Annotated in this window: 17 protein-coding genes and 2 pseudogenes; 8 read left to right on the forward strand and 11 right to left on the reverse strand. The window is 62.6% G+C overall.

All coding sequences use genetic code 11. The features are described from left to right. Nucleotides 1–173: 173 nt before the first annotated feature. Entirely contained in the window at nucleotides 174–872 is a 699-nt protein-coding gene (locus HBH25_RS14075; protein WP_229632001.1) for a substrate-binding periplasmic protein, read from the forward strand. On the opposite strand, the gene HBH25_RS14080 is transcribed toward HBH25_RS14075, so the two are convergent. Both HBH25_RS14080 and HBH25_RS14085 read right to left on the reverse strand, forming a co-directional pair. Continuing rightward, a complete protein-coding gene (locus HBH25_RS14080; RefSeq protein WP_168084548.1) occupies nucleotides 869–2,068 on the reverse strand; it encodes a DUF2252 domain-containing protein in 1,200 nt (399 codons plus the stop codon). The two genes, HBH25_RS14075 and HBH25_RS14080, sit on opposite strands and share 4 nt — an antisense overlap. Before the next feature lie 132 nt (nucleotides 2,069–2,200). Then, nucleotides 2,201–2,524, reverse strand: a complete 324-nt coding sequence (locus HBH25_RS14085; RefSeq protein ID WP_168084549.1) for a hypothetical protein — start codon at nucleotides 2,522–2,524, stop codon at nucleotides 2,201–2,203. 121 nt (nucleotides 2,525–2,645) lie between these two features. On the opposite strand from HBH25_RS14085, the gene HBH25_RS14090 reads away from it, so the two are divergent. Then, entirely contained in the window at nucleotides 2,646–4,154 is a 1,509-nt protein-coding gene (locus HBH25_RS14090) for a xylulokinase (protein WP_168084550.1), read from the forward strand. A 123-nt stretch (nucleotides 4,155–4,277) separates the two neighbouring features. On the opposite strand, the gene HBH25_RS14095 is transcribed toward HBH25_RS14090, so the two are convergent. The 5 genes from HBH25_RS14095 to HBH25_RS14115 all read right to left on the reverse strand — a co-directional run bounded on the left by HBH25_RS14095 (nucleotide 4,278) and on the right by HBH25_RS14115 (nucleotide 9,533). Next, on the reverse strand, nucleotides 4,278–5,249 hold the full coding sequence (locus HBH25_RS14095) for a sugar-binding transcriptional regulator (RefSeq protein ID WP_168084551.1): 972 nt from the start codon (nucleotides 5,247–5,249) through the stop codon (nucleotides 4,278–4,280). 34 nt (nucleotides 5,250–5,283) lie between these two features. After that, entirely contained in the window at nucleotides 5,284–6,138 is an 855-nt protein-coding gene (locus tag HBH25_RS14100; protein ID WP_168084552.1) for a carbohydrate ABC transporter permease, read from the reverse strand. A gap of 1 nt (nucleotide 6,139) precedes the next feature. After that, complete coding sequence (locus HBH25_RS14105) at nucleotides 6,140–7,048, reverse strand: carbohydrate ABC transporter permease (RefSeq protein WP_168084553.1); 909 nt, start codon at nucleotides 7,046–7,048, stop codon at nucleotides 6,140–6,142. Between the two features lie 69 nt (nucleotides 7,049–7,117). Then, a complete protein-coding gene (locus HBH25_RS14110; RefSeq protein WP_168084554.1) occupies nucleotides 7,118–8,452 on the reverse strand; it encodes an ABC transporter substrate-binding protein in 1,335 nt (444 codons plus the stop codon). A 52-nt stretch (nucleotides 8,453–8,504) separates the two neighbouring features. Next, on the reverse strand, nucleotides 8,505–9,533 hold the full coding sequence (locus HBH25_RS14115; protein WP_168084555.1) for a zinc-dependent alcohol dehydrogenase: 1,029 nt from the start codon (nucleotides 9,531–9,533) through the stop codon (nucleotides 8,505–8,507). Nucleotides 9,534–9,651: 118 nt separating this feature from the next. Here HBH25_RS14115 and HBH25_RS14120 point away from each other — a divergent pair, with 118 nt between their 5' ends. From HBH25_RS14120 to HBH25_RS23770, 4 genes and pseudogenes are all read left to right on the forward strand, one after another. Beyond that, nucleotides 9,652–10,788: an ABC transporter ATP-binding protein gene (locus tag HBH25_RS14120; protein ID WP_168084556.1), complete on the forward strand. Its 1,137-nt coding sequence runs from the start codon at nucleotides 9,652–9,654 to the stop codon at nucleotides 10,786–10,788. 96 nt (nucleotides 10,789–10,884) lie between these two features. Then, on the forward strand, nucleotides 10,885–11,931 hold the full coding sequence (locus tag HBH25_RS14125) for an HAD family hydrolase (protein WP_168084557.1): 1,047 nt from the start codon (nucleotides 10,885–10,887) through the stop codon (nucleotides 11,929–11,931). A 115-nt stretch (nucleotides 11,932–12,046) separates the two neighbouring features. Next, nucleotides 12,047–13,153 (forward strand): annotated as a pseudogene (locus HBH25_RS23765) (FIST signal transduction protein); the annotation flags it as partial. A 564-nt stretch (nucleotides 13,154–13,717) separates the two neighbouring features. After that, a pseudogene (locus HBH25_RS23770) lies at nucleotides 13,718–14,074 on the forward strand (methyl-accepting chemotaxis protein); the annotation flags it as partial. 15 nt (nucleotides 14,075–14,089) lie between these two features. On the opposite strand, the gene HBH25_RS14135 reads toward HBH25_RS23770, so the two are convergent. Together HBH25_RS14135 and HBH25_RS14140 are read right to left on the reverse strand one after the other, a co-directional pair. Then, entirely contained in the window at nucleotides 14,090–14,395 is a 306-nt protein-coding gene (locus tag HBH25_RS14135) for a protealysin inhibitor emfourin (RefSeq protein ID WP_168084559.1), read from the reverse strand. 30 nt (nucleotides 14,396–14,425) lie between these two features. Beyond that, nucleotides 14,426–15,493: a M4 family metallopeptidase gene (locus HBH25_RS14140; protein ID WP_168084560.1), complete on the reverse strand. Its 1,068-nt coding sequence runs from the start codon at nucleotides 15,491–15,493 to the stop codon at nucleotides 14,426–14,428. A 95-nt stretch (nucleotides 15,494–15,588) separates the two neighbouring features. Here HBH25_RS14140 and HBH25_RS14145 point away from each other — a divergent pair, with 95 nt between their 5' ends. Next, nucleotides 15,589–16,437, forward strand: coding sequence for a PhzF family phenazine biosynthesis protein (locus tag HBH25_RS14145; protein WP_168084561.1), 849 nt, complete (start codon nucleotides 15,589–15,591; stop codon nucleotides 16,435–16,437). Between the two features lie 340 nt (nucleotides 16,438–16,777). On the opposite strand, the gene HBH25_RS14150 is transcribed toward HBH25_RS14145, so the two are convergent. Together HBH25_RS14150 and HBH25_RS14155 are read right to left on the reverse strand one after the other, a co-directional pair. Then, nucleotides 16,778–19,879 carry a multidrug efflux RND transporter permease subunit gene (locus HBH25_RS14150; protein WP_168084562.1) on the reverse strand — a complete coding sequence of 1,034 codons (3,102 nt, stop codon included), beginning with the start codon at nucleotides 19,877–19,879 and terminating at the stop codon, nucleotides 16,778–16,780. Next, complete coding sequence (locus HBH25_RS14155) at nucleotides 19,876–21,024, reverse strand: efflux RND transporter periplasmic adaptor subunit (RefSeq protein WP_168084563.1); 1,149 nt, start codon at nucleotides 21,022–21,024, stop codon at nucleotides 19,876–19,878. The genes HBH25_RS14150 and HBH25_RS14155 overlap by 4 nt, the downstream gene beginning before the upstream one ends. A 405-nt stretch (nucleotides 21,025–21,429) precedes the next feature. Here HBH25_RS14155 and HBH25_RS14160 point away from each other — a divergent pair, with 405 nt between their 5' ends. After that, the gene (locus tag HBH25_RS14160) at nucleotides 21,430–22,077 is read left to right on the forward strand and encodes a trypsin-like peptidase domain-containing protein (RefSeq protein WP_168084564.1); all 648 of its coding nucleotides are present in this window, start codon (nucleotides 21,430–21,432) and stop codon (nucleotides 22,075–22,077) included. Nucleotides 22,078–22,132 lie beyond the last annotated feature (55 nt).

The raw sequence follows: 22,132 nt of genomic DNA on the forward strand, positions 1-22,132 counted from the left end.
CCATGTGCAACGCCTGCCGTCTGAATCTTCGCCCTGCATCCCATGCAAGCATCGCTGCGCTGTGCAAGCTGTGCTTGAATAACGCGGATTTTCCTTGAGCCAGTGCCATGGATCTATGTGTTGCACGTGTGCGTCGCCTGCTGTGGGCCAGTACGTTTTTTACGGCCACCTGCATGGCCGCGCCCCCCACCCTTGACCTGTATCTCACAGACGCCCCGCCCCTGGCCATGCTTGAGCAGAACCAGCTGCGTGGCATCCTGGGCGAGGTAACCGCCGTAGCGGCCAAACGCGCGGGGTACGACCTTCACCTGTTGACACCTCCCTGGCCACGGGCGCAGCGGGTTGTAATGACCGGCGAAAACCTGCTCATCATCCCCCTGTCCCGTACGCCGGAACGTGAAGCGCGGTACACCTGGATCACTCCAGTGCTTACCATGGACCGGGCATTCTTCAGCCTCAACACGCGCGTGGAGACCTTCGCGCAAGCCAAGGCCGCCTACGCCCGTATTGCCGTGGGCATGGGCAGCGTGCAGGAGCGAAGGCTGCATGACGAAGGCTTTCGCGATGACCAGATCTACCCCCTGAAAATAGGCGAAAACCCCGCGCGAATGCTGATGCTTGGGCGAGTCGATGCCTGGTTCAATGGCATCGCTGAAACGCGGTACATCTGGCGCCAGGTGTCGGATCAGCCCCTGCAGGAAAGTCCCGTGCTGATGCGTTCAGACATGTACCTAGCGTGCTCCAGGCAGTGCGACAAGGCCTTGGTGGCAGGCTTGACCAAGGCTGTGGAGCACATGCGCAGGGAAGGGGTCATCAAGCGAATCACTGACAGCTACCTGCGCACCCTCCCGATGCCGGGCATCAGCCCTTAACGCCCCAGGCGGCTCTGCTCCAACGCATACCGCCGGCAATGCTCCAGATAGCCTCGCTCATGGCTGCCCACCAGTTGCACAACGCTCGACCACAGCCACGAAGGGGCATCCAGCACCCGCGAACGGCTTTGCTGCAGAGCCTTGACCCAATCCATGCGGGTGGTCATGTCCATTTGCTGGGCGTGGGCCGCCCCGACCACACGGGCCAGGTAAGCCGCCGCACTCATGGCTTCTGCCTGGGTCAGTTGGTCCAGCTCCAGCTTCATGTCCTGAGGCAGCAGCTCGCGGATAAAGAACCCCCGGCCCAGCATGCGTGTGGAGATCATACGGTTGCCCAGGCTGGGCGAGAGGTGCCTGGCGCCTTCTACCACGCGTTGGGCATTGTCCCTGGGCATCCGTGCGCGTGGAACCCGAGGCGCTGCAGCGCCGACGGCCTCCTTGATATCGATCAGGCAATAGTCCTGGTCGTCAGACGGTCCCACCCCCAGCAGTACCGCATACCGGTGCAGGCCCAGGGAGCTGCAGCCTTTGACCCAGTAGGCCGCATCCAGCAGCACCACGGGGTCGGTCTGAGAACGCCCTTTGAGCGACGTGACCAGGTTATGAATCTCAGGGCCGGCACATAGGGCTTTCAGCGCTTTTTTCTCCTCCTTGGCCAGTGGCCAGAAGTGCTTGCCCAGTGGAATGGTGGGCCGCACGCTGTCAATGCGCTCTTTGGCCAGGTGCCGCCAGGTGCGCTGAACCGCGCTGCGCATGCCCGCTTTCACTTGGGGTGGGCGCTCCAGTTCCTCGTGCTCATCGGTGTCGAACGCCTGTTCATACCCTCGGGTCATCTCTTCGAGCATGCGGGCAGTGGCCACACCTGGCAGGTCGGAGCCCCGCGCAGCGGTGGCCAATGACAGGCCGAGGCGCACCAGGTCGTGGGCAGGGTTGCCAATGACTGTTTGATCCAGGTCCCGGATGTGAATATCGATCTTGCCCTTCAGGCTACCGGTAGGGCCTAGGTTGCCGGCGTGGCAGTCGCCACAGATCCATACAGGCGGCCCACTGGGCAGCCGACGGCCTGGCTGGCTGTGCAGCCATTCATAGAACTGCACCGTACTGCCCCGTACGTAAGCATGGGCCGAACGGGCCATCTTCAGGTTGCGCAAGTGAGTGAGCGGTTCTAGGCGGTCGGAGGGGGCAACTGGCTTCATAGGAAATGTCTTTTGGGGGATACGGCATTGACCCTCGCTCAGCCTAGGTTGTTTCCAGATATTTCAAAATTGTGTCACTGCGATACAGCACGGCAGGCAAGACTGCCTTGCCTACACGCGCAACCCGCGCCGCTAGGACGGCAAGGCAGCGTACCACTGGGCATACGGTGTGTTAGCCACCAGGCGTCGGTTCAAATCCGGTTCGCCGTCCTGCCACCACACTGGCCCGCGCTCGCCCAGCTGCACTTTGGCGGCATCCACGTGGGCGCGGGCGGCTTTCAAAGCGGCGGCGTCTTCAGCGGCCTTGGCGGCTTTTACCGCCCTGCGCGCGTCCATCAGCGCCTTGACCTGCTGTGCTCGCTCTGCTTCGGGCAAAGCCGGGTTAGTGCAGCGCCACAGGCGCCCCCTGACCACAAAGTAGCGGCCGTCAGGCGTGGTGGGGTAGGTGGTGGGCATGCCAGGGTTCCTCAGGGGCGCGCAGGGGACCCACTGTATGAACGCGTGTTCAGCCACCGGTTCGCTGTGCGTGGGCTACGCTTTGTGCACAACAACAAACAAGCGCAACGGCGGCCTCTCTATGCACAGCGTGGTTATCGGGATTGACCTTAGCACCACTACCTGCAAGGCCATTGCCTGGTCGCAGGGCGGCACACTGGTCGCACAGGCCAGGGCGCCATTGGGCCTTCAGCAACCCGCGCCCGGTGCCTATGAGCAAGATCCGCAGGGGTGGTGGCAGGCGGCGCAACACGCTTTGCAGGCATTGACCGCACAACTCGGCGATTACCAGGTGGCGGCCATCGCTGTCGTGAACCAGCGGGAAACCCTGGCCGTGACCGATGCCAGCGACCGGTTGCTGCGCCCCGCGCTGCTCTGGCTCGATGAGCGGCGGCAGCATGAAGTGGCAGCAGTTGCACAGCGGGTAGGCCGTGAACGGTTACATGAGCTGACCGGCAAGCCCTACGACTGGTCACCTGCCATTTATAGCCTGGCCTGGATGGCCCGGGCCGAACCGACGCTGTTTGAACGCATAGCCCACGTGTACGACCCCCATGCCTGGCTGGTGCGCCAGCTGACCGGCGAGTTTGCCACCAGCTGGGCCAGCGCTGACCCGTTCGGCGCGTTTGATATCCAAGGCCATCGCTGGGCCGAGGAGGTGCTGGCCGCGTTGCCAGGCAGCGTGCCGGGGTCGGCCTTCGCCACCGCCGCACCACCGGGTATGGTACTGGGCCACGTGCACCGGCAGGCAAGCCTGGCCACTGGCCTTGCAGAAGGCACACCGGTGGTCGCTGGGGGCGGCGATGGCCAGGCGGGCGGCCTGGGTGCAGGCATGGTACGGCCTGGCATGGCCTACTTGAACCTGGGTACGGCGGTAGTGGCGGGGGTGTATGCCCAGGCGCCCGTCACCAGCCTGGCATTTCGAACGATGTGTGCCATCGACGGTGGCGGGTACGTGCTGGAAACCTCGCTGCGCGCCGGCACCTTGCTGGTCAACACCCTGGTCCGGCAGTTCTTCGGCCTGGACCCGGCCACCTGCCTGCCCACGCTGGAGGCCCAGGCCCAGGCTGTGCCTCCCGGCAGCCGGGGTTTGCTGCTGTTGCCTTACTGGAACGGCGTGATGAACCCCCACTGGGATGCGCAGGCGCGCGGCTGCCTGTTGGGCCTGGGGCCAGAGCATGGCCAAGGTGAGCTGTACCGGGCACTGCTCGAAGGCATTGCCCTGGAGCAGGCGGTGGCTACAGCGGCCGTTGAGCAGGCCACCGGGGAGCCGGTCGGCCGGTTCGTGGCCATTGGTGGTGGGGCGGCCAGCGCCCTGTGGTGTCAGATTATCGCCAATGTGTGCGACCGGCCCGTGGTACGGGCCGCCACCCAGGAAGCCTCCAGCCTGGGCGCGGGCATTGCGGCGGCGGTGGGAGCAGGGTGGTTCAACAGCTTCCCCGAGGCCGCTGCGGCCATGACCCAGGAAGGTGAAACCGTGCTGCCCCAGCCGGAAGAAAGGGCGTTTCACGCCGAGTTGCTGGGGGTGTACCGAGAGCTGTACCCCAGCGTGAAAGGCCTGTACGGGCGCCTTGGCGCGTTGCGGCGGTGAGTGCCCGGCCTTTTCGCAGGCTGGCGCCGGAAGGCCGGCCCCCTGCTCACACAGGAGGCAGTGCGCGGTTTGATGTGGGACCGGGCGTAGCCAAAGGCGGAGACCGGGAACCTGCGGTCGTTCTTATTCCCCAAGCAACTGCTCGGCTGCCGCTTCGTCGATCACCAGTTCGTGCACCAGCCCGCGGTTTAACACCGCCTTGATAATCGCGCCTTTGTAGGGGCCACCAGACACCAGCATCACCTGCTTGATACGGCGCAGGTCTTCCAGGTCAATGGAGACCGCTCGCCGGTTGAGGGGGTGGTCCACTTCGTTGCCGTCGGCGTCCAGCCAGCGGCCCAGCAGGTCGCCTACGGCGCCGGCCGCCTGCAAGGTATGGCTGTCCTGTGCGCTTACCAGCCCCCGCTCCAGCATCAGCGAGCGTTCGGTGAGGTCGCCCACGGTCAGCAGCGCCAGGTCTGCCTGCCTGGCTTTGCCCAGCACATCCTGCACAGACGCCTCCGCCAGAATCATTTCCCGGTAGTGCTCCGAAGGGGCGAATACTGGCGCGGCCAGGTAGTAATAGGCGCCGCCGAACAGGCCTGCCAGGCTGGACGCGATTTCCACCGTGTTGTTGGCCGAGCCATAGTGCAACCCCCCCAGCAGTGACAGCACCGTCAGGCCTGGCCAGGCACGGCCCTGCACTTCGCGCACAGCTTCGCGCAGGGTGCGCCCCCAGCCCACGGCCACAACGCTGCCCTCGGCCAGGTGCTCCTGAATGCGCGGGGCCGCACCCACACCCAGCACGCGAAAGATCATGTTGGGGTCTTCGGGCGTGGGCACCACCACCACGCGCCGCAGCCCGTAACGCGCCTGAAGGCGATGCTCCAGGGCCACACAATTAGCCAGGGGGGAATGGATGCGGATCTGGACAATGCCGTTTTCCCGGCTTGCCGCCAGTGCCTTGTTGACCCGGGCACGGGTGATGCCGAAGTGATCGGCGATCTGCTGCTGGGTCATCTGGGTGACGTAGTAGTACCAGGCAATACGGACGGTGAGTTGTTCATCGGCATCAACCGTGTCGGTGTCTGCAGCGCCAGGGTAGCGAGTGTGCACAGTGCGTTCCTTCAAACCGTTCAAGCCGGGCGCGCTACTTCACGGCGCCCATGGTCAGCCCTTGTACCAGATGCCGGGACACCATCAACGCAAAAATGACTACCGGGAACACGATCAGGGTGCCCGTGGCGGTGATCTCGCCCCAGGGCAGGTCGTAGCCGCTCATGAAACTGGTGGCGCTGACGGGCGCAGTGCGGGCGGCTGTGCGGGTCAGCACCAGGGCATACAGCAACTCGTTCCAGGAGAAGATGAACGAGAAAATGGCCGACACCGCTACCCCTGGCATGGCCAGCGGCAACGCAATGCGCCAGAAGATGGCCCAGCGCGACGCCCCTGACAGCCGTGCGGCTTCGTCCAGGTCCTTGGGCACGCCTCTGAACTGGTCTGTGCAGATCCACACCACAATGGGCAGGTTGAAGGTGAGGTACACCAGGATCAGCACCAGGTGGGTGTCGATCAGGTTCAGCGTGCGGGCCATCAGGTACACCGGCAACGCTACTACGATGGGGCTGAGCATGCGGTTGGTGATGAACCAGAACCACAGGTCCTGCTTGCCGCGAAACTCGAACCGGGCCAAGGCGTAGGCTGCCGGGGTGCCAAGGCCCACCGCCAGCGCCGTGGTGCTAAGCGCGACGATCAGCGAGTTGCCCAAGCTGGCCAGCACGTCCCGCTCGAACAGCACTTTGGTGTAATTGTCCAGGTGGGGCGTGAACAGCCACACCGGGGGCGAGGCAAGGGCTTCGGCCTGGGTCTTGATGCTGGTGGCTACCATCCAATAGAACGGAAACACGGCGAACAGCACAATGGCCAGCAGGCCGACCAGGTGCCAGGCATGGAGGTGTCGGCGGGGCCGGGCCACCGCCTGCGATGAGTAGGCAAAGGTCGTCATGTCACACCTCCCGGTACACGAATCGGATATAAAGCCGTGCCAGCACAATAGTGAGGATCAGCAGCAGAATGGCCTGGGCGGAGGCCACCCCCTGGTCGAATACCCGAAAGCCTACCCGCTGGATGTACACACTCACCAATTCAGTAGCGGCGCCAGGCCCGCCTCGGGTCATGGTAAAGACGGTGTCGAACATCTTCAGCACGTCTGCAGTGCGCAATATCAGGATCACCGTCACGCTGGGCAACAGGAACGGCAGTTGCACATGGCGCAGCACCTGCCAGCGGCTGCGGGTTTCCAGGCGCGCGGCTTCTTCCACTTCCGTAGGGACCATGCTCAGCCCGGCCAGCAGCACCAGTGCGCAGAACGGTGTCCATTGCCACACGTCCATCAGGGCCACGGCCAGGAACGCGTTGAGTGGGTCCCCCAGCCACTCCACCGGCCCGGCGCCTGCCATGCCCAGCAACGCGTTGGCCACGCCGAAGTCGCGGTTGAAGATCAGCCGCCCAATCAGGCCAGCCACCGCGGGTGCCGTGGCCAGTGGCACCACCAGGCTCATGCGTGCCAGGAGCTTGACGCCACCGAGCCCCGGTTTATGCAACAGCAAGGCAATGATCAGCCCCAAGGCCAGTTGCACCGGCACCACTGTGAGCAGAAACCCGAACGTACGGCCCAGCGCTGCCCAGAACGACGCGTCCTGAAGCACGCTCAGGTAATTGTCCACGCCAATGAAAGGCGTGGGGTCTTTAGGCCGCGCCAGGTTGTATTGCCGGAATGAGTTCACCAGCGCGAACACGGTGGGAAAGATTCCGATCAGTGCCAATGCCACGGTAGCGGGTGCCAGAAACGCCAGCGCCGCCCGTGTGTTGTTCCACAGGGCAGGGCCCAGGTGCTTGAGGGGTGTGCCAGCCATGCCAGCCTCCTTGAGCGATCGCCTTGAACCAGGGCGCCGCGCCATTACCTTGCGCAGCGCCCATGGGGGTTATTTACGCAGGGGCTTGTCGCCTTTGTAGTAACCGGCCTTCTCAAGAATGCCCTCCACACGTGTGCCAATGGCTTTGGCACCCTCGCTGACGCTTTGCTTGCCCAGCATCATGTTGGTGCCGTACTCACCAATCACCTCGCTCACGGCTGGCCACTCCGGGAAGCGTGGGCGGTAGTCCGGCACGCCGCCTTCCCATGAGGTCACCATGGGTTGTACGAAGGGGTAGCGCTTCTGCACGTCCGCCTCTTTGTAAACGGCACTGCGCCCGCTCACGCCCCCTGCTTCCAGGTAGGGCTTGGCCATGGCGTCGGAGGTCACCCATTGAATGAACAGCCAGGCTGCGGCCTTTTTCTCGTCCGGGCTGTTGGCGTTCACGCCCAGGGAGAAACCGCCCAGCGCCGGCTTGAGCCCGGCTGGCCCTTTGGGTTCGGTGGCCACCGCCAGGCAATCGGTGATCTTGGATTTTCCGGGGTCGGCCAGGGTGCCGTAGAACGCTGACCACTCGGTAATCATCGCCACCTTGCCTTGGGCCAAGGCGTTAACCGACTCGTTGTGGTCGTAGTCCACGATGCCTGGAGGCATGAACTTCATCAGGTCCTGGCGGAATTGCAGCCCGGCCTGGGATTCCTTCGAATTGAGGTTGGACTTGAAATTGGCGTCCAGCAACGAGCCGCCGAAGGGCCACAGCATGCGCATGAAGCTGTCGGCCGACTGGGTTTCGCCCCGGCGAGACTGCAGCGCATAGGCGTACTGGCCCTTGTCGGCATGGGTCAGTTTAGGTGCATAGGTGTGGAGGAGTTCGTCCCAGGTCGCGGGCGGGGCATCGAAACCGGCGTCCTTGAGCATGCATTTGTTGTAGAACAGCAAGCCGGAATAGTTATCGAACGGCAGGCCATAGGTGTCATCGCCCCACCCCCCGAAGGATTTGAGCAGGATGGGGAAAAAGCCGTCGAGGTTCAAGGCAGGATCGGCCAGCGCCGGGTTGCCCGTGAACGTTTTGATAGGTTCCAGCCAACCGTTACCAGCAAATTCCCCGATCCACACCACATCGGTGAGCACCACGTCCAGCTCGTCACCCGAGGTGAAACTCAATACCTCGCGCTCGCGGCTGTTTTCGTAGGGCACGGTCTCGTATTGCACCTTGATGCCTGTGGCCTGCTCGAACTGGGGCAGCAGCTTGATCGCCGCGGCATAGCCAGGGCGGTCCAGGAAAATGGCCTTGATGGTGGTGCCCTTGTAGGGCTTGGCGGCCTCTTCCAGTGTCCAGGCGTGGGCGCCAGCGCTGGCCAGGGCGATGCTCAGGGCCAGGGCCCGGCAAACGGGTTTGTTCATGGCAAAACCTCTTGTTGTTGTGGTGGTGTGACGTAAGCCTGTACGAGGCGGCCTAAGCCGTAGGCAGGATGATAGTTTTCAGCGCCCCGTCGATAAACGATGCGGGGTACTCGAAGGCGTCTGCGGCGCGGTCCAGTTCAAACCGGTGGGTGACCAGGCAATCCACGTCCACCCGGCCTTCGGCCACCAGCTTGATCGCACGGTCGTACACATGGCCCATGCGCCGGGACATCCGCACGTCCAGGCCTTTGCGGCGTAGGGTGGAGGCACTCAGGGGGGTGTACTGGTCGCCGTCGGGAATGCCCACCAGCACGACCCGGCCACCGATGCGGGCGCTCTCCGCCGCAATCTGGAAACCCTCCGGCGAATTGGTCGCCTCCATCACCAGGTCCACGCCACGGCCGTTGGTCCACTCGGCAATGGCACTGTGATGCGCCGCCACCTGGGTGGCCCCAAGCTCCGTAGCCTTGCCGGTGCGGTAGGCGATGGGGTCGATGGCGTAGATCACATCCTTGCAGTTCATGCGCGCCAGTTGCAGCAGGCACAGGCCGATAGGGCCACAGCCGATGATCGCCACGGTTTCCAGCACCCGCTTGGACTTGGCCAGGTCCATGGCATGGATGGCCACGCCCAGGGGTTCGAGCATGGCGGCCTGCACACTGGTGAAGTGCTCCGGCACGGGGAATACCTGGGTGGGCGATACCACAATGTACTCAGTCATGGCCCCGTGCAGGTTGGGCGGGGAGCCGAGGAACTGCACATGGGGGCACAGGTTCACGTGGCCCCGGTGGCACCACTCGCACTGGCCACACGGCTTGGCCGGGTCCACTGCCACCAGTTGCCCGGCCTTGAGCCCGTATTGGGGGTGGTCGTCCACAATGTAGCCAGCGAACTCATGGCCACAGATAAAGGGTTGAGTAATACGCGCGTGGCCGATGGCCGCTTCCTTGTAGTAGTGCAGGTCGCTGCCGCAAATGCCCACCGCGCTAACCTTCAGCAGAATCTCGCCAGGGCCCGGCACGGGTTGCGGCCGCTCACCCACACGAATGTCACGTATCCCATGTATGTACGCCGCTTTCATGCCCGCTCCTTGACATTTGTATTTTTGGAATTACAAATGATCGTAGAGAAAAAACGGGTGCTGTCAAGGTAAGCGCACTGACCCCCTGGCTTAAAACAATAACGACAGGAAACCGACCATGACCGAGCTCAGCCTGCAAGGTGTGGAAAAAGCCTACGGCGACATCAACGTGCTGCATGACATCCACCTGAGCATCGCCAGCCGGGAGTTCGTGGTATTCGTGGGGCCCTCTGGGTGTGGCAAGTCCACGCTGCTGCGGTGCATCGCCGGGCTGGAGACCATCACCCGCGGCAGTATTCATATTGGCGCCCGTGACGTGACCGTGCTGGAACCCGCCGATCGCGGCGTGGCCATGGTGTTTCAGTCGTATGCGCTGTACCCGCACATGACGGTGTACGACAACATTGCTTTCGGCTTGAAAATGCAGAAGGTGCCCACGCCCCGTATCGATGAAAAAGTGCGCGAGGCTGCCCGCATTCTTCAATTGGAGCCCTTGTTGCAGCGCAAGCCCAAGGCCCTGTCCGGGGGGCAGCGCCAGCGGGTGGCGATCGGCCGGGCCATCGTCCACGAGCCCCAGGTGTTCCTGTTGGATGAGCCGCTCTCGAACCTGGACGCTTCCCTGCGCGTGCAGATGCGCATCGAAATCGCCAAGCTGCACGCCCAATTGCAGGCCACCATGATCTACGTGACCCATGACCAAGTGGAGGCCATGACCCTGGCCGACAAGATTGTGGTGCTCAACAAAGGCGGCATCGAACAGGTCGGCTCGCCCCTTGAGCTGTACCACCACCCCTGTAACCGCTTTGTGGCCGGGTTTATCGGCTCCCCACAGATGCGCTTTCTCACGGTGCCAGTGCTGGCGGTGGGCGCCCATGGGGTGCAGGTGAGCCTACCAGGCGGGGAGCCCTTGCTGGTGCCGGTGCGAGGTGAGCAGGTGCAGCCAGGTGACTCCCTTACGCTGGGCCTGCGCCCTGAGCATTTGTACGCCAACGGCCAAGGCGATGCCCGTATCGCGGCCACGGCGGTGGTAGTGGAACACCTGGGCGGCGAAACCTTCACCCACGCCGTGACCGGCGATGGCCAGGAATTTACGGTGAAAGGCGAAGGGCACCTGCCCGTGACGGCAGGCCAGGCGTTGGCGGTAGGCGTGAGTGGCAGGCGGTGCCACCTGTTTACCGACGCAGGCACGGCGTTGGGGCATTTGCGGCATTACACACAGGGGGAAGGGGTAGAAGCCGTGGTGGCGTTCGGGTAGGGGCCTTGCCGCAAACACGATAGCCGTCGTCGCACCTGGCATGGGCCTGTCACACCGCTCTGATAGCGTCCCCGGACCACGCCAGGAACCCTACCTATGAAGCTGATCGCCGCAGCCTGTTGCCTTGCCCTTTCCCTACCAAGCTTGGCCGCCACCGAACTCAAGCACTGGCCACCCGAAGCGGCCAAGCAACTGGACGCGATGATTGCCGCCAATGCCAACAAAGGCAATTACGCGGTGTTTGACATGGACAACACCAGTTACCGCTACGACCTGGAAGAGTCGTTGCTGCCGTTTCTGGAAATGAAAGGCGTGCTTACCCGGGAAACGCTCGACCCCTCCCTTAAGCTGATCCCTTTCAAAGACACGGCAGACCACAAGGAAAGCCTGTTCAGCTACTACTACCGGTTGTGCGAAGTGGACGACATGGTGTGCTACCCCTGGGTGGCACAGGTGTTTGCCGGGTTCACCCTCAAGGAACTCAAAGGCTATGTGGACGAGCTGATGGCCTACGGCAAGCCTATTCCGGCCATGTACCTGGACGGCGACAAGGTCACCGCCATGGACGTGCAACCGCCCAAGGTATTCGCCGGCCAAGTGGAGCTGTACAACAAGCTGATGGAAAACGGCATTGCGGTGTATGTCATCAGCGCGGCTTCAGAAGAGCTGGTACGCATGGTCGCGGCAGACCCTAAATATGGGTACAACGTGAAGCCTGAGAATGTGATTGGCGTGACCACGCTGCTCAAGAACCGTACTACCGGTGAGTTGACCACGGCCCGCAAGCAGATCACTGCAGGCGCTTATACCCCCCAGGCCAACCTCAACCTGGAGCTCACGCCCTACCTCTGGACGCCTGCTACCTGGATGGCGGGCAAGCAAGCGGCGATCCTGACCTACATTGACCAATGGAAAAAGCCCGTACTGGTGGCCGGTGACACGCCCACCAGTGACGGCTACATGCTGTTCCACAGCGTGGACGTGAGCAAAGGCGGCATCCACCTGTGGATCAACCGCAAAACCAAGTACATGGACCAGCTCAACGGGATGATCCAGCACAATGCTAAGGCGCAGGAAGCCGCGGGGCTGCCGGTGACGGCGGACAAGAACTGGGTGGTGGTCACCCCTGACCAGGTGCAATAGCCAGGGGTGCCGAGTCAGATTGCCGCACCGCTTTAGCTATGGCGGGCTTGGCCGATACCCGAAAGAACATGCGCCATTTCAGGGCGCGATGACCTTTATTGGATCGAGCCAAGCCATGAACCCATTCAATTTTTTTGCCAAGGGACGTGCCCAGGCACATGGCGTGACCAGCCTCACCTGTACCGCCAACGAACTCAAGGGGGCACTGGCGGCCACGCGCATTGCGCCCGTGCTGGTCACGGGCTTTGTCTCACCTCACCTGGACATTGACCAGATCGCCGCTCAGGTTCGGGCGCGCTACCCCCAGGCTGCGATCAGCTTGTGTACCACTTCCGGCGAGCTGTGCGGAGGCCTCGGCCAGCTGTATTGCGCCACCGGCGAACGCTGGGACCGGCTGGTGCTGCAACTGTTCGACACCTCCGTGATCGCGTCGGCTGAAGTGGTGATGGTGCCGCTGGAATGTGAAGACATCCGCAATGGCGGTAAACGGCTGGGCATGCGCGAGCGCATTGCCAAGCTGGTGGCCAACATCAACCGAACCTCGATATGCACCGCGCTCGACCACCGGGACACCCTGGCTTATGTGCTGTTTGACGGGCTGTCGGCGTCCGAATCCTTCTTCATGGAAGCCTTGTACGAGTCTGGCCGTTTTCCCTGCCTGTTCGTGGGGGGCTCTGCCGGGGGCAAAGGGGACTTCAAGCACACCTTCATCCACGATGGCCAGCGCAGCTACCAGAACCACGCCCAGATCGTGTTTCTGAAAACCGCGCCACAGGTGCGTTTTGGCGTGTTCAAAAGCCAGAACTTCCAGCCCGCCGGCCTCACGTTCAGCGTGCTCACCGCCTCGGTAGAAGACCGCACCATCGACCAGGTGATCGACAGCAAAGGCAACATCAAGAGCATGGTGCAAGCGCTGTGCGACGCATTCCAATGCAACCATGCCACCCTTGAGCAGAAGCTGGCCGATTATTCGTTCGCTATTCGCGTGGGGGATGAGCTGTTCGTACGGTCCATTGCCCAGATCGACTATCAACACCAGATCATCAAACTGTTCTGCGATGTGGCGCCTGGCGAAGAATTGGTGATGGTCAAGCGCACGCCCCTGCGTGAGGCCACCCGCACGGATTACGAGCGTTTTCTGCAAGGCAAGGGCGGTCAGCCGGTAGCGGGGCTACTCAACGACTGCATCCTGCGGCGCCTGAACAATGGCAAGGACCTGCCGGGCATGGCCGGTGTGTTTGGCGACGTGCCTTTGGCGGGGTTCTCCACCTTTGGGGAAATTCTAGGTTTGAACCTCAACCAAACCCTGACTGCTATTTTCTTCTTCAAGGTGGATAAGGGCGCCAGCTTCACGGACGAGTACGTGGACAATTTCATTGCCCACTATGGTGAATTCAAAGCGTTCTTCCTGCGTCGGCAGATCAAGAAGCTGAGCGGCCTGAACCATGTGGTGGTCAAACAGATCATGGCCTTCAAAGCCAACGATTTTGCCAGCGCCCTGGACACCCGCGGGCTGGACGAAGCCATTGTGCCGGTGTTCAGCGGGTTGGATGATTTGGGCCTGGTGCTGGCGCAGGCTAGCGAGCTGCAAGCCTCCATGGCCACACAGATCCGGCATTACTCAGGGGAGCTGCACCGCTCCATGGATGACTTGGCGGGCACCATCGAACAGCAAAGCGCTGTGGCCGGGGACGCTGGCGTTACCGTTGAGAACCTGGCCGCACAAGCGGGTGAGGCGGTGCAGGGCGCCCGAGCCTTGGCAGGGTCCAGCCTGCGCATCCAGTCCATCGTCCAGGTGATTCAACAGATCGCCGGCCAGACCAACCTGCTGGCGCTCAACGCCGCCATCGAGGCCGCCAGGGCAGGGGACATGGGCCGGGGGTTCGCCGTGGTGGCCGATGAAGTGCGCAAGCTGGCCGGCATCACCCGCAAGAACGCCGCCGAGATTGGGGTAGACATCGATCAATTGTCCGAAGAGATCCAACGGGTGGCCCAGCAGATCGAGGACCAGTCCAGTGCGGTGGATACCTTGAGAAACATGCTCGACACCCTCGAAGGCTCGAACCGAGCCACCGAGGGCACCGCGCAGCGCACCAAGAGCATTGCCGATACCCTGAACGGGCTGGCCCAGGCGCAGGCCTGACCGCAGGGTAGAGGGCTACTCGCCGACGTGCCGCCTCACACATTGCACCAGCCCTTGCAAGGGGCCGGCCTGCACCGGGGCAGGCAGGCACACGGTGTGCTCGCGTTCACCCTCGCTGACCGTGAGGGTGTAATGCTGGGCACCCCGTGGGCTGCTGGCGGGCTCGCGGCTTTGGGGTAGGGCAAAGAACCGCGAGGCTTCTACCAGTTGCCGCAGTTCCTGCTGGTCTGCCGCGGGCAGCGCCTCCACTTCCACGGTGCGGGGCTTGTTCAGGCCGGGAAAAAACGCCACTCCGCCGGTTTCGCGGTACGAGATACGCATGGCTGGTGCTCCAGGAAAGTCAGGGTTGAATCATACGTCGATCCCTACCGCCGCCCAGCCTTCTTTCACCGCTTGCTGAGGGCCTTTGCCCTTGTCGGTGCCGTACAAACGGCCTGCCACGTCGAAGCTGATACGGGCAAAGCGCAGGAAGCCGGTGTTGGGGCGCAGGCGGGGGTCGCGCAGCGTGTCATACCAGATGCGCCCGGCCTTTTCCCAGGCATTTCCGCCAATACGGGTAGCCACCTGATAGAAGGCATGGTTGGGAATGCCCGAGTTGATGTGCACCCCGCCGTTGTCATCGAAGGTGTGCACGAAGTCGTCCATATGGGCCGGCTGTGGGTCCTTGCCCAGTACCTTGTCATCGAAGGCCGTGCCTGGGGCTTTCATGGAGCGCAAGGCCACGCCTTTCACCTTTTTGGTAAACAGCCCTTCGCCAATCAGCCAGTTGGCGTCTTCGGCGGATTGCTTGAGGGCATACTGTTTGATCAGTGAGCCGAACACGTCGGACAGGCTTTCGTTCAGCGCACCGGACTGGTTGAAGTACATCAGCTTGGCTTCGTCTTCGGTTACCCCATGGGCCAATTCGTGGCCGATCACGTCCAGGGCAATGGTAAAGCGGTTGAAGAGGGCGCCGTCGCCATCGCCGAAGACCATCTGGGCGGAGTTCCAGAAGGCATTGTTATAGGCCTGGCCGAAGTGCACGGTGGCGTCCAGGGCCAACCCGGCGTCGTCGATGGAGTTGCGATCGAATACCTCGGAGAAGAAGTTGAACGTAGCGCCCAGGCCGTCGTAGGCCTCGTCCACGGCCACGTCTCCACTGGCCGGTTGGCCTTCGCCACGCACTAGGGTGCCGGGCAGGGTTTCACTGCCGTTGGCAGTGTAGATGGACCGGCGTAGGCCCACAAAGGCTGTGGCAGCGGCCTGGGGGCGCGGGCGCGTGGGCTGGGCCGCCATGCGCAGGGAGCGGAAGGTGGTGTCCTTGGCGCGGGTGCGCAGGGCAGCCTCGCGTTGCTCCTTGCTGCCGTGGCGAGCGATCTGGTCCAGCAGGTAGGGGGGAATCAGGCACATGAGGGCGTGGCGCGGGAAGTGCTGGCACATGCGAAGCATCCGTAGGAGAAGGGGTCAGAAACCAGTCTAGACCAACTCTTCTGGGCTAACATGGAAGCCCTGGCCATTACTCACAGGTGCTCCTTATGACGGTTCGTTCACGCCCCTTCAAACAAGTGGATGTCTTCACCGCCCAGCCGCTGCTGGGTAACCCGCTGGCCGTGGTGGTGGATGCCGACGGGCTGAGCGATGCGCAGATGCAGGCCTTTGCGCGCTGGACGAACCTGAGTGAAACCACCTTTGTAGTGCCGCCCACGGTGCCGGGCGCGGATTACCGGGTACGCATCTTCACCGCCGTACGGGAATTGCCCTTTGCCGGGCACCCAACGTTGGGCACCTGCCACGTGTGGCTGGAGGCCGGTGGGCAACCGGCAGGCGAACACATTGTTCAGGAGTGCGGCGCCGGTTTGATTCAGGTGCGCCGGCAGGGCAGCCAATTAGCCTTTCTGTGCCCGCCGTTGGTGCGTACAGGCCCGCCTAGCACGGCGGAGCTTGAACAGGCCTGCCGTGGGTTGGGGCTGCGTACCGACGAGGTGGTTGCCGCCCAATGGGTCGACAACGGGCCCGGTTGGCTGGCCTTGCGGCTGCGAGACCGCCAGACGGTACTCGGCCTGAAGCCTGATTACAGCGCCCTTGAAGGTTTGGTGCTCGGCGTGGTTGGCCCATGGAACCCGGATGTTGACGGTGTAGCGGCCCAGTTCGAAGTGCGAGCGTTTATCCCCGGCGAAGGCGTGCCCGAAGACCCGGTCACCGGCAGCCTGAATGCCGGTATTGCGCAGTGGTTCTACCGGGAAGGGCTAGCGCCCGAACAGTACGTGGTCAGCCAAGGCACCGTATTAGGCTGCGCCGGCCGGGTGCATGTGCAGCGCTGCGTTGAAGGCATCTGGCTGGGCGGCGAGGTCACCACCTGCATCAATGGCCACGTGAACCTGTAACCCCACTCCCTTGGACTACCCCCAAGAAGTTAGACGCCCTATCCAACCTTTGCAGTGCAATTCATTCGCGGGCTTCGCCGGAAGGCCGGCCCCCCATTCCTACAGAAATGAGCCGTACCCCTGTGGGACCGGGCTTGCCCGGGAACTGACGGCCTTGAACGCGCCAGCAGGCCCGGCGTTTACGTGAACCTGTAACCCCATTTCCCTGGACTGCCCCCATAGGTTGGACACCCTGTCCAACCTATGCAGTGCAATTCATTCGCGGGCTTCGCCGGAAGGCCGACCCCCCATTCCTACAGAAATGAGCCGTACACCTGTGGGACCGGGCTTGCCCGGGAACTTACGAAGCCTTTAGGCCCACACTGCCTTTGCTGTTACCTTTTCTACGAAACACCCGCTCCAGTTGCAGGTAAACAATCGGGGTCGTGAACAGGGTCAGAACCTGGCTCAACAACAGCCCGCCCACCACGGCAATACCCAATGGCTGGCGCAACTCAGCCCCCGCCCCATAACCCAGCATCAACGGCACAGCGCCGAGCAGGGCGGCGAGGGTGGTCATCACGATGGGGCGCAACCGTACCAGACACGCCTGGTGAATGGCCTCGCGGGGAGACAGGCCTTCGTTGCGCTGCGCATTGAGGGCAAAGTCGATCAGCAGAATACCGTTCTTCTTCACGATCCCGATCAACAGCACCAGCCCGATCAACGCCATGATCGAGAAGCTTTGCCCGGTGGCCCAGAGCAGCATGAGCGCGCCCAACCCTGCAGACGGCAATGTGGAAATGATGGTCAGCGGGTGCACCAGGCTCTCGTACAGCACACCCAGGATGATATACACCGCCACCAGCGCTGCCAGAATGAGCCAAGGCTGGCTGGCCAGGGAGCTTTGGAATGCCTGGGCAGCACCCTGGAACGTGCCTGTGATGCTGGTGGGCATGGCCAGGTCCCGCTGGATGTTCTCCAACTGGGCCACGGCATCCCCAAGCGCTACGCCCCGGGCCAGGTTGAAGGACAGGTTGGCGGCGGGGAACATGCCGTCATGGGCAATGGAGATCGGGCCGCTGCGCGCCGTGCCCACGTGGGCCAAGGCTGCCAGCGGAATCATTTCGTCGGTCAACGGCGAGCGCAGGTAGAAATAGTTCAGGCTGTCGGCCTGGCCCCGCTGGGCAGCGTCCAGCTCCAGTATCACCTTGTACTGGTTGGTCTGGGTCTGGAATTCGCTCACCTGGCGCTGGCCGAAGGCGTCGTACAGGGCCTGGTCCACGTCGCTGGCGCTGAGGCCGAAGCGCGCGGCGGCGGCCCGGTCGATCTCGATGGGGGTCGTGCTTCCCCCCAACTGCAGGTCGTTGGACACGTCGCGGAAGCTGCCATTCTTGCGCAAGGCGTCGGTCAAACGCTGAGCCCACAGCGTAAGGGCATCGCCATCGTTGCTTTTGAGCACGTACTGGTACTGGGCACGGCTGGGGCCGGAGCTGAGGTTGATGTCCTGCCCAGCCCGGAGGTACATCACAATCCCCGGCACCTGGGCCAGTTTCGGCCGCAGCCGATCGATGAAACCGCTTACGTCCACGTCACGGTCTTGCCGTGGCTTGAGGGAAATCCAGAAGCGCCCGCTGGCCACGGTCTGGTTACTGCCCGAGGCCCCCACGAAGTGAGAAAAGGTGCGCACGGCCGGGTCGGCCGCCACAATCCTGGCCAGGGCCAGGTGTTTCTGCACCATCGCCGCATAAGAGGTGTCGGCCGCCGCCTCGGTTGTCCCCCCCACGAAGCCCGTGTCCTGCACCGGGAAGAAGCCTTTGGGAATGAACACATAACCGGCCACGGCCAGCCCCAGCGACACCATGAACACGCCCAGCATAAGGCGCTGGTTGTTCAGCGCTCGGGTGAGCAAGCGGTCATACGCTGCCACCATACGGTCCGACAATGTGGCTTTGGCGTGGGGTTTATGCACCGGGGCATTCATGTACAGCGCCGCCAATGTAGGCGCCAGGGTCAGCGATACCAGCACCGATAGCAGAATGGTGGACGTCGCGGTAAGGGCGAATTCCTTGAACAACCGGCCCACCACACCCCCCATGAACAGCAGCGGGATAAACGCGGCGATCAACGAGAAGCTGATGGACACCACCGTAAAGCCGATTTCGCCGCTGCCACGGATGGCCGCCTCTCGCCGCCCGAGGCCCTGTTCCAGGTAACGGTGGATGTTTTCTACCACCACAATGGCATCGTCCACCACAAACCCCACCGCAATCACGATGGCCACCAGGGTGAGGTTGTTCAGGCTGAACCCTAGCAGGTACATCCAGCCGAAGCTGGCGACCAGCGACACGCCCAGCACAGCGCACACGATCAGCGTGGCCGACAGCTGGCGCAAGAACAGCGCCATCACCGCGATGACCAACAGCACGGCGATGGCCAGCGTCAGCTCCACTTCATGCAAGGAGGCACGAATGGTCTCGGTGCGGTCGTTGAGTACTTTGACGTCGATAGAGGCGGGCAGCAAGGCTTCCAACGCGGGCAGGGCTGCCTGCACACGGTCGACCGTGTCCACGATATTGGCACCGGGCTGGCGCGTGATCGCCAGGTTCACACCCGGCTGGTCTTCGGACCAGGCCTGCACGTAATCATTTTCAGCGCCCGACACCACCGTGGCCACATCCCGCATATGCACCGGTGCGCCTTGGCGATAGGCGACAATCAGGTCTCCATAGTCTTCAGGGGTAAACAACTGGTCGTTGGCAGCCAGGGTAGAAATGCGGTTCTGCCCGTAAAGGGCACCTTTGGCCAGGTTCAAGCTGCTGGCCTGGATGGTGGCGCGCAGGTCGCCCAGGGTAATGCCCACAGCCGCCAGGCGGTCTGCCTGGGCCTGTACGCGAATGGCCGGGCGTTGCTGGCCGCTGATGTTCACCACGCCCACGCCTTCGATCTGGCTCAGTTGCCGTGCCAGCAAGGTTTCTACTTTATCGCTCAGCTCGGGGGTGCTCAGCAGGGACGAACTGATCCCCAGGATCAGCACCGGGCTGTCCGCTGGGTTCACTTTTCGCCAGGTGGGCAGGTTGGGCAGGTCTTGGGGCAGTCGCCCAGCAGCGGTGTTGATGGCGGCCTGTACTTCTTGGGCTGCTGCATCGATGTTCTTGGTCAGGCTGAACATCAACGTCAGGTTCGTTGATCCCAGGGCGCTGGTGGAGGTCATCTGGTTCAGGCCAGGAATGGCACTGAACTGGACTTCCAACGGCGTGGCCACGGAAGACGCCATGGTTTCCGGGCTGGCACCCGGCAGTTGGGCGATCACCTGAATGGTGGGAAAATCAGCTTCCGGCAGCGGTGCCACAGGCAGGCGTGGAAAGGCGATCAAGCCCAGCAGCACCAGTGCAAAGGTCAGCAAAAAGGTGGCAATAGGGTGGTCGATGCACCACGCCGAAGGGGAGCGTAGGCCGTTCATGGCGCGATGCCTGCGGTCGGCTTGGGTTGCAGCACTTCAACCTGGGTGCCGGGCCTTAGCCGGGATTGCCCATCGCTGACCAGCGTATCTCCCTCGGCCACACCGGTAATCACCGACAGGGCCGCCGTTTCATACACCACGGCCACCGGCACGCTTTCCACCGCCGTGCCCTGCAAGCGGTACACGTAGGTCCCGTCCAAGCTGCGCTGTACCACACCGTTAGGCACCACCAGCGCCCCGCGCTGCACCTGTGTCTGCAACCGCACATTCACCAGCTGGCCGGGCCACAGGGCCTGGTCTGGGTTAGGGAACTGGGCCTTGGCCTTGACCGTACCTGTGGTGCTGGACACTTGGTTGTCGATCAAACTGAGCTGCCCTTGCCCCAGTGCCACCCCACTCTGGAGATCACCCCCGGCATAGGCAGTCACCGGCGCTTGCTCTGGCGCCTTGAGCAGCCTTTGAAGGACGGGCAGCTCGGCCTGGGGCAGGGCGAATTCCACAGTGATAGGGTCCAGCCGGGTGACCGTAAACAAGCCGGTGGCATCGCTGACCCTGAGTAGGTTGCCTTCGTCCACGGCCCGAATGCCCACACGCCCGGCCAGCGGCGAGTGAATCTGCGTGTAGGACACTTGCACGCGCGCGGCGGCTACGGCGGCTTCGTCCCCGAGCTGAGTAGCTTGCAACTGGTCATACAGTGCCTGCTGCTGGTCCAGCTGCTGGCGGGTGATGCTGCGGTCGTCAGCCAGGTTGGTGTAGCGCTTGAGGTCTGAGGCTGCTGCTTTCAACCGTGCTCGCGTCTGACCGGCCATGGCCAGGGCCTGGTCCAGGCTGGCACGCACGGCACGATCATCGATGCTGGCCAGCAATTGTCCCTTATCCACGAACTGGCCTTCCTTGACCCACACATGGGTGAGGATGCCGTCTACCTGGGCACGCAGGGTCACGCTTTGCACCGGCGCAACGGTGCCGATGGCGGACAACAGCTCAGGTACATCCTGGCGCTCAACACGTATCACCTTGACCGGAACCCGGCTGGGCATGATCTGGATGGGGGCGGATGGCTGACGGTTACTGAACCACCACGCCAGGCACGCGACCAGCACCAATACAAGGCAGGCAATGAACAACCGAACGGGTTTTTGCATGAGTGGACACAGGCAGGAAAAAAGACCCCCGCGCAGGGGCGGGCTACGAATGTGCCAGCATGCCGGTTAACGCCGGGGTTTGTCAGCTAACCGTGCGCAATTAAGGTGAAAGATGTTCCATGGAGAAAATCCACGTGTGAGCCTTGGCTTACGACCGTCTGGCGGATTTCTATTAAATCTTAACCATCCATAGTTTTATTGGATCCTCTATGAAGCTTATAGATAGGGTTTAAAACGCTCTGCAATGGGGTTTTCAGGGGTTTATAAAGCGCGCTAAACAAATAGGCATATCGATAATTGGCGGGCCAACATTTGCTGCGCATGGATCCAGATAACCGGCACTGGTGTAGGTAATGGCTTACTGACATATTCGCGGCCATCACTCCTATATAGCCACTCGCCACTATGTTTCCCTTCAAATCACTCCTCCTTGCCTGCGTACTGCTCAGCGGTTGCAACGGCCTGCCTACCGCCTTCCTGCAGGACCCTGTCTACAACCAAGCCTTTGTGGTGCATTCAGGTGGGCCTATCCCACTGCTGCTCATGGGCACCGCCGTGCAGTGGAACGAGGCGTACGCCGTGACCGTCAAACACGTGCCTTACCTGGCCGGCGCTGTGCACCAAGGGCAGGGCGATGTGCAGTTCTTCCGGCACAAAGCCGATCACGCGCCAGCGTGGCGCCAGTACACACCTGGGGAAACCCTGACGGCCGTGGGCTATAACTCCCTGTATGTGCCCATCAAGGGTGAGGGCCAAGCGCTGCCCGCCATGGTGCGGCTGAGCACCACCGACAATGTGATGTACGGCACCACCAACGCCCCGACAGGCAAAGGTATGTCCGGCGGCCCGGTGTTTGCGGCCGATGGCGACGCGGTGGGTATCAATGTGGCTTATCTCACCCAGGGTGACCTGCAGGCCTTGAACCGCCCAGACCTGGCTAACCAGCCTCGCGTGAGCATCTTCATGCCGTACAGTGAGATCCGACGGGAGTGGACACGGTTCCAGAACCAGCAATTGCTGGAAGGGCGGGGTGCGCAGTTGGCGCGGAATTGAGGCACGGCCTCAGGCAGGCTTTGAAGGGTTATTGCGGCCTTTACGCCCTCGCTCG

Source organism: Pseudomonas quercus (genome assembly GCF_012033695.1).
Lineage (GTDB): Bacteria > Pseudomonadota > Gammaproteobacteria > Pseudomonadales > Pseudomonadaceae > Aquipseudomonas > Aquipseudomonas quercus.

What these genes read in the sequence shown, in the direction of transcription:
- HBH25_RS14075 (WP_229632001.1), top strand. Translation starts at nt 174, where the DNA reads ATGGCCGCGCCCCCCACCCTTGACCTGTATCTCACAGACGCCCCGCCC.
- HBH25_RS14080 (WP_168084548.1), bottom strand. Translation starts at nt 2,068, where the DNA reads ATGAAGCCAGTTGCCCCCTCCGACCGCCTAGAACCGCTCACTCACTTG.
- HBH25_RS14085 (WP_168084549.1), bottom strand. Translation starts at nt 2,524, where the DNA reads ATGCCCACCACCTACCCCACCACGCCTGACGGCCGCTACTTTGTGGTC.
- HBH25_RS14090 (WP_168084550.1), top strand. Translation starts at nt 2,646, where the DNA reads ATGCACAGCGTGGTTATCGGGATTGACCTTAGCACCACTACCTGCAAG.
- HBH25_RS14100 (WP_168084552.1), bottom strand. Translation starts at nt 6,138, where the DNA reads ATGACGACCTTTGCCTACTCATCGCAGGCGGTGGCCCGGCCCCGCCGA.
- HBH25_RS14105 (WP_168084553.1), bottom strand. Translation starts at nt 7,048, where the DNA reads ATGGCTGGCACACCCCTCAAGCACCTGGGCCCTGCCCTGTGGAACAAC.
- HBH25_RS14110 (WP_168084554.1), bottom strand. Translation starts at nt 8,452, where the DNA reads ATGAACAAACCCGTTTGCCGGGCCCTGGCCCTGAGCATCGCCCTGGCC.
- HBH25_RS14115 (WP_168084555.1), bottom strand. Translation starts at nt 9,533, where the DNA reads ATGAAAGCGGCGTACATACATGGGATACGTGACATTCGTGTGGGTGAG.
- HBH25_RS14120 (WP_168084556.1), top strand. Translation starts at nt 9,652, where the DNA reads ATGACCGAGCTCAGCCTGCAAGGTGTGGAAAAAGCCTACGGCGACATC.
- HBH25_RS14125 (WP_168084557.1), top strand. Translation starts at nt 10,885, where the DNA reads ATGAAGCTGATCGCCGCAGCCTGTTGCCTTGCCCTTTCCCTACCAAGC.
- HBH25_RS14135 (WP_168084559.1), bottom strand. Translation starts at nt 14,395, where the DNA reads ATGCGTATCTCGTACCGCGAAACCGGCGGAGTGGCGTTTTTTCCCGGC.
- HBH25_RS14140 (WP_168084560.1), bottom strand. Translation starts at nt 15,493, where the DNA reads ATGTGCCAGCACTTCCCGCGCCACGCCCTCATGTGCCTGATTCCCCCC.
- HBH25_RS14145 (WP_168084561.1), top strand. Translation starts at nt 15,589, where the DNA reads ATGACGGTTCGTTCACGCCCCTTCAAACAAGTGGATGTCTTCACCGCC.
- HBH25_RS14150 (WP_168084562.1), bottom strand. Translation starts at nt 19,879, where the DNA reads ATGAACGGCCTACGCTCCCCTTCGGCGTGGTGCATCGACCACCCTATT.
- HBH25_RS14155 (WP_168084563.1), bottom strand. Translation starts at nt 21,024, where the DNA reads ATGCAAAAACCCGTTCGGTTGTTCATTGCCTGCCTTGTATTGGTGCTG.
- HBH25_RS14160 (WP_168084564.1), top strand. Translation starts at nt 21,430, where the DNA reads ATGTTTCCCTTCAAATCACTCCTCCTTGCCTGCGTACTGCTCAGCGGT.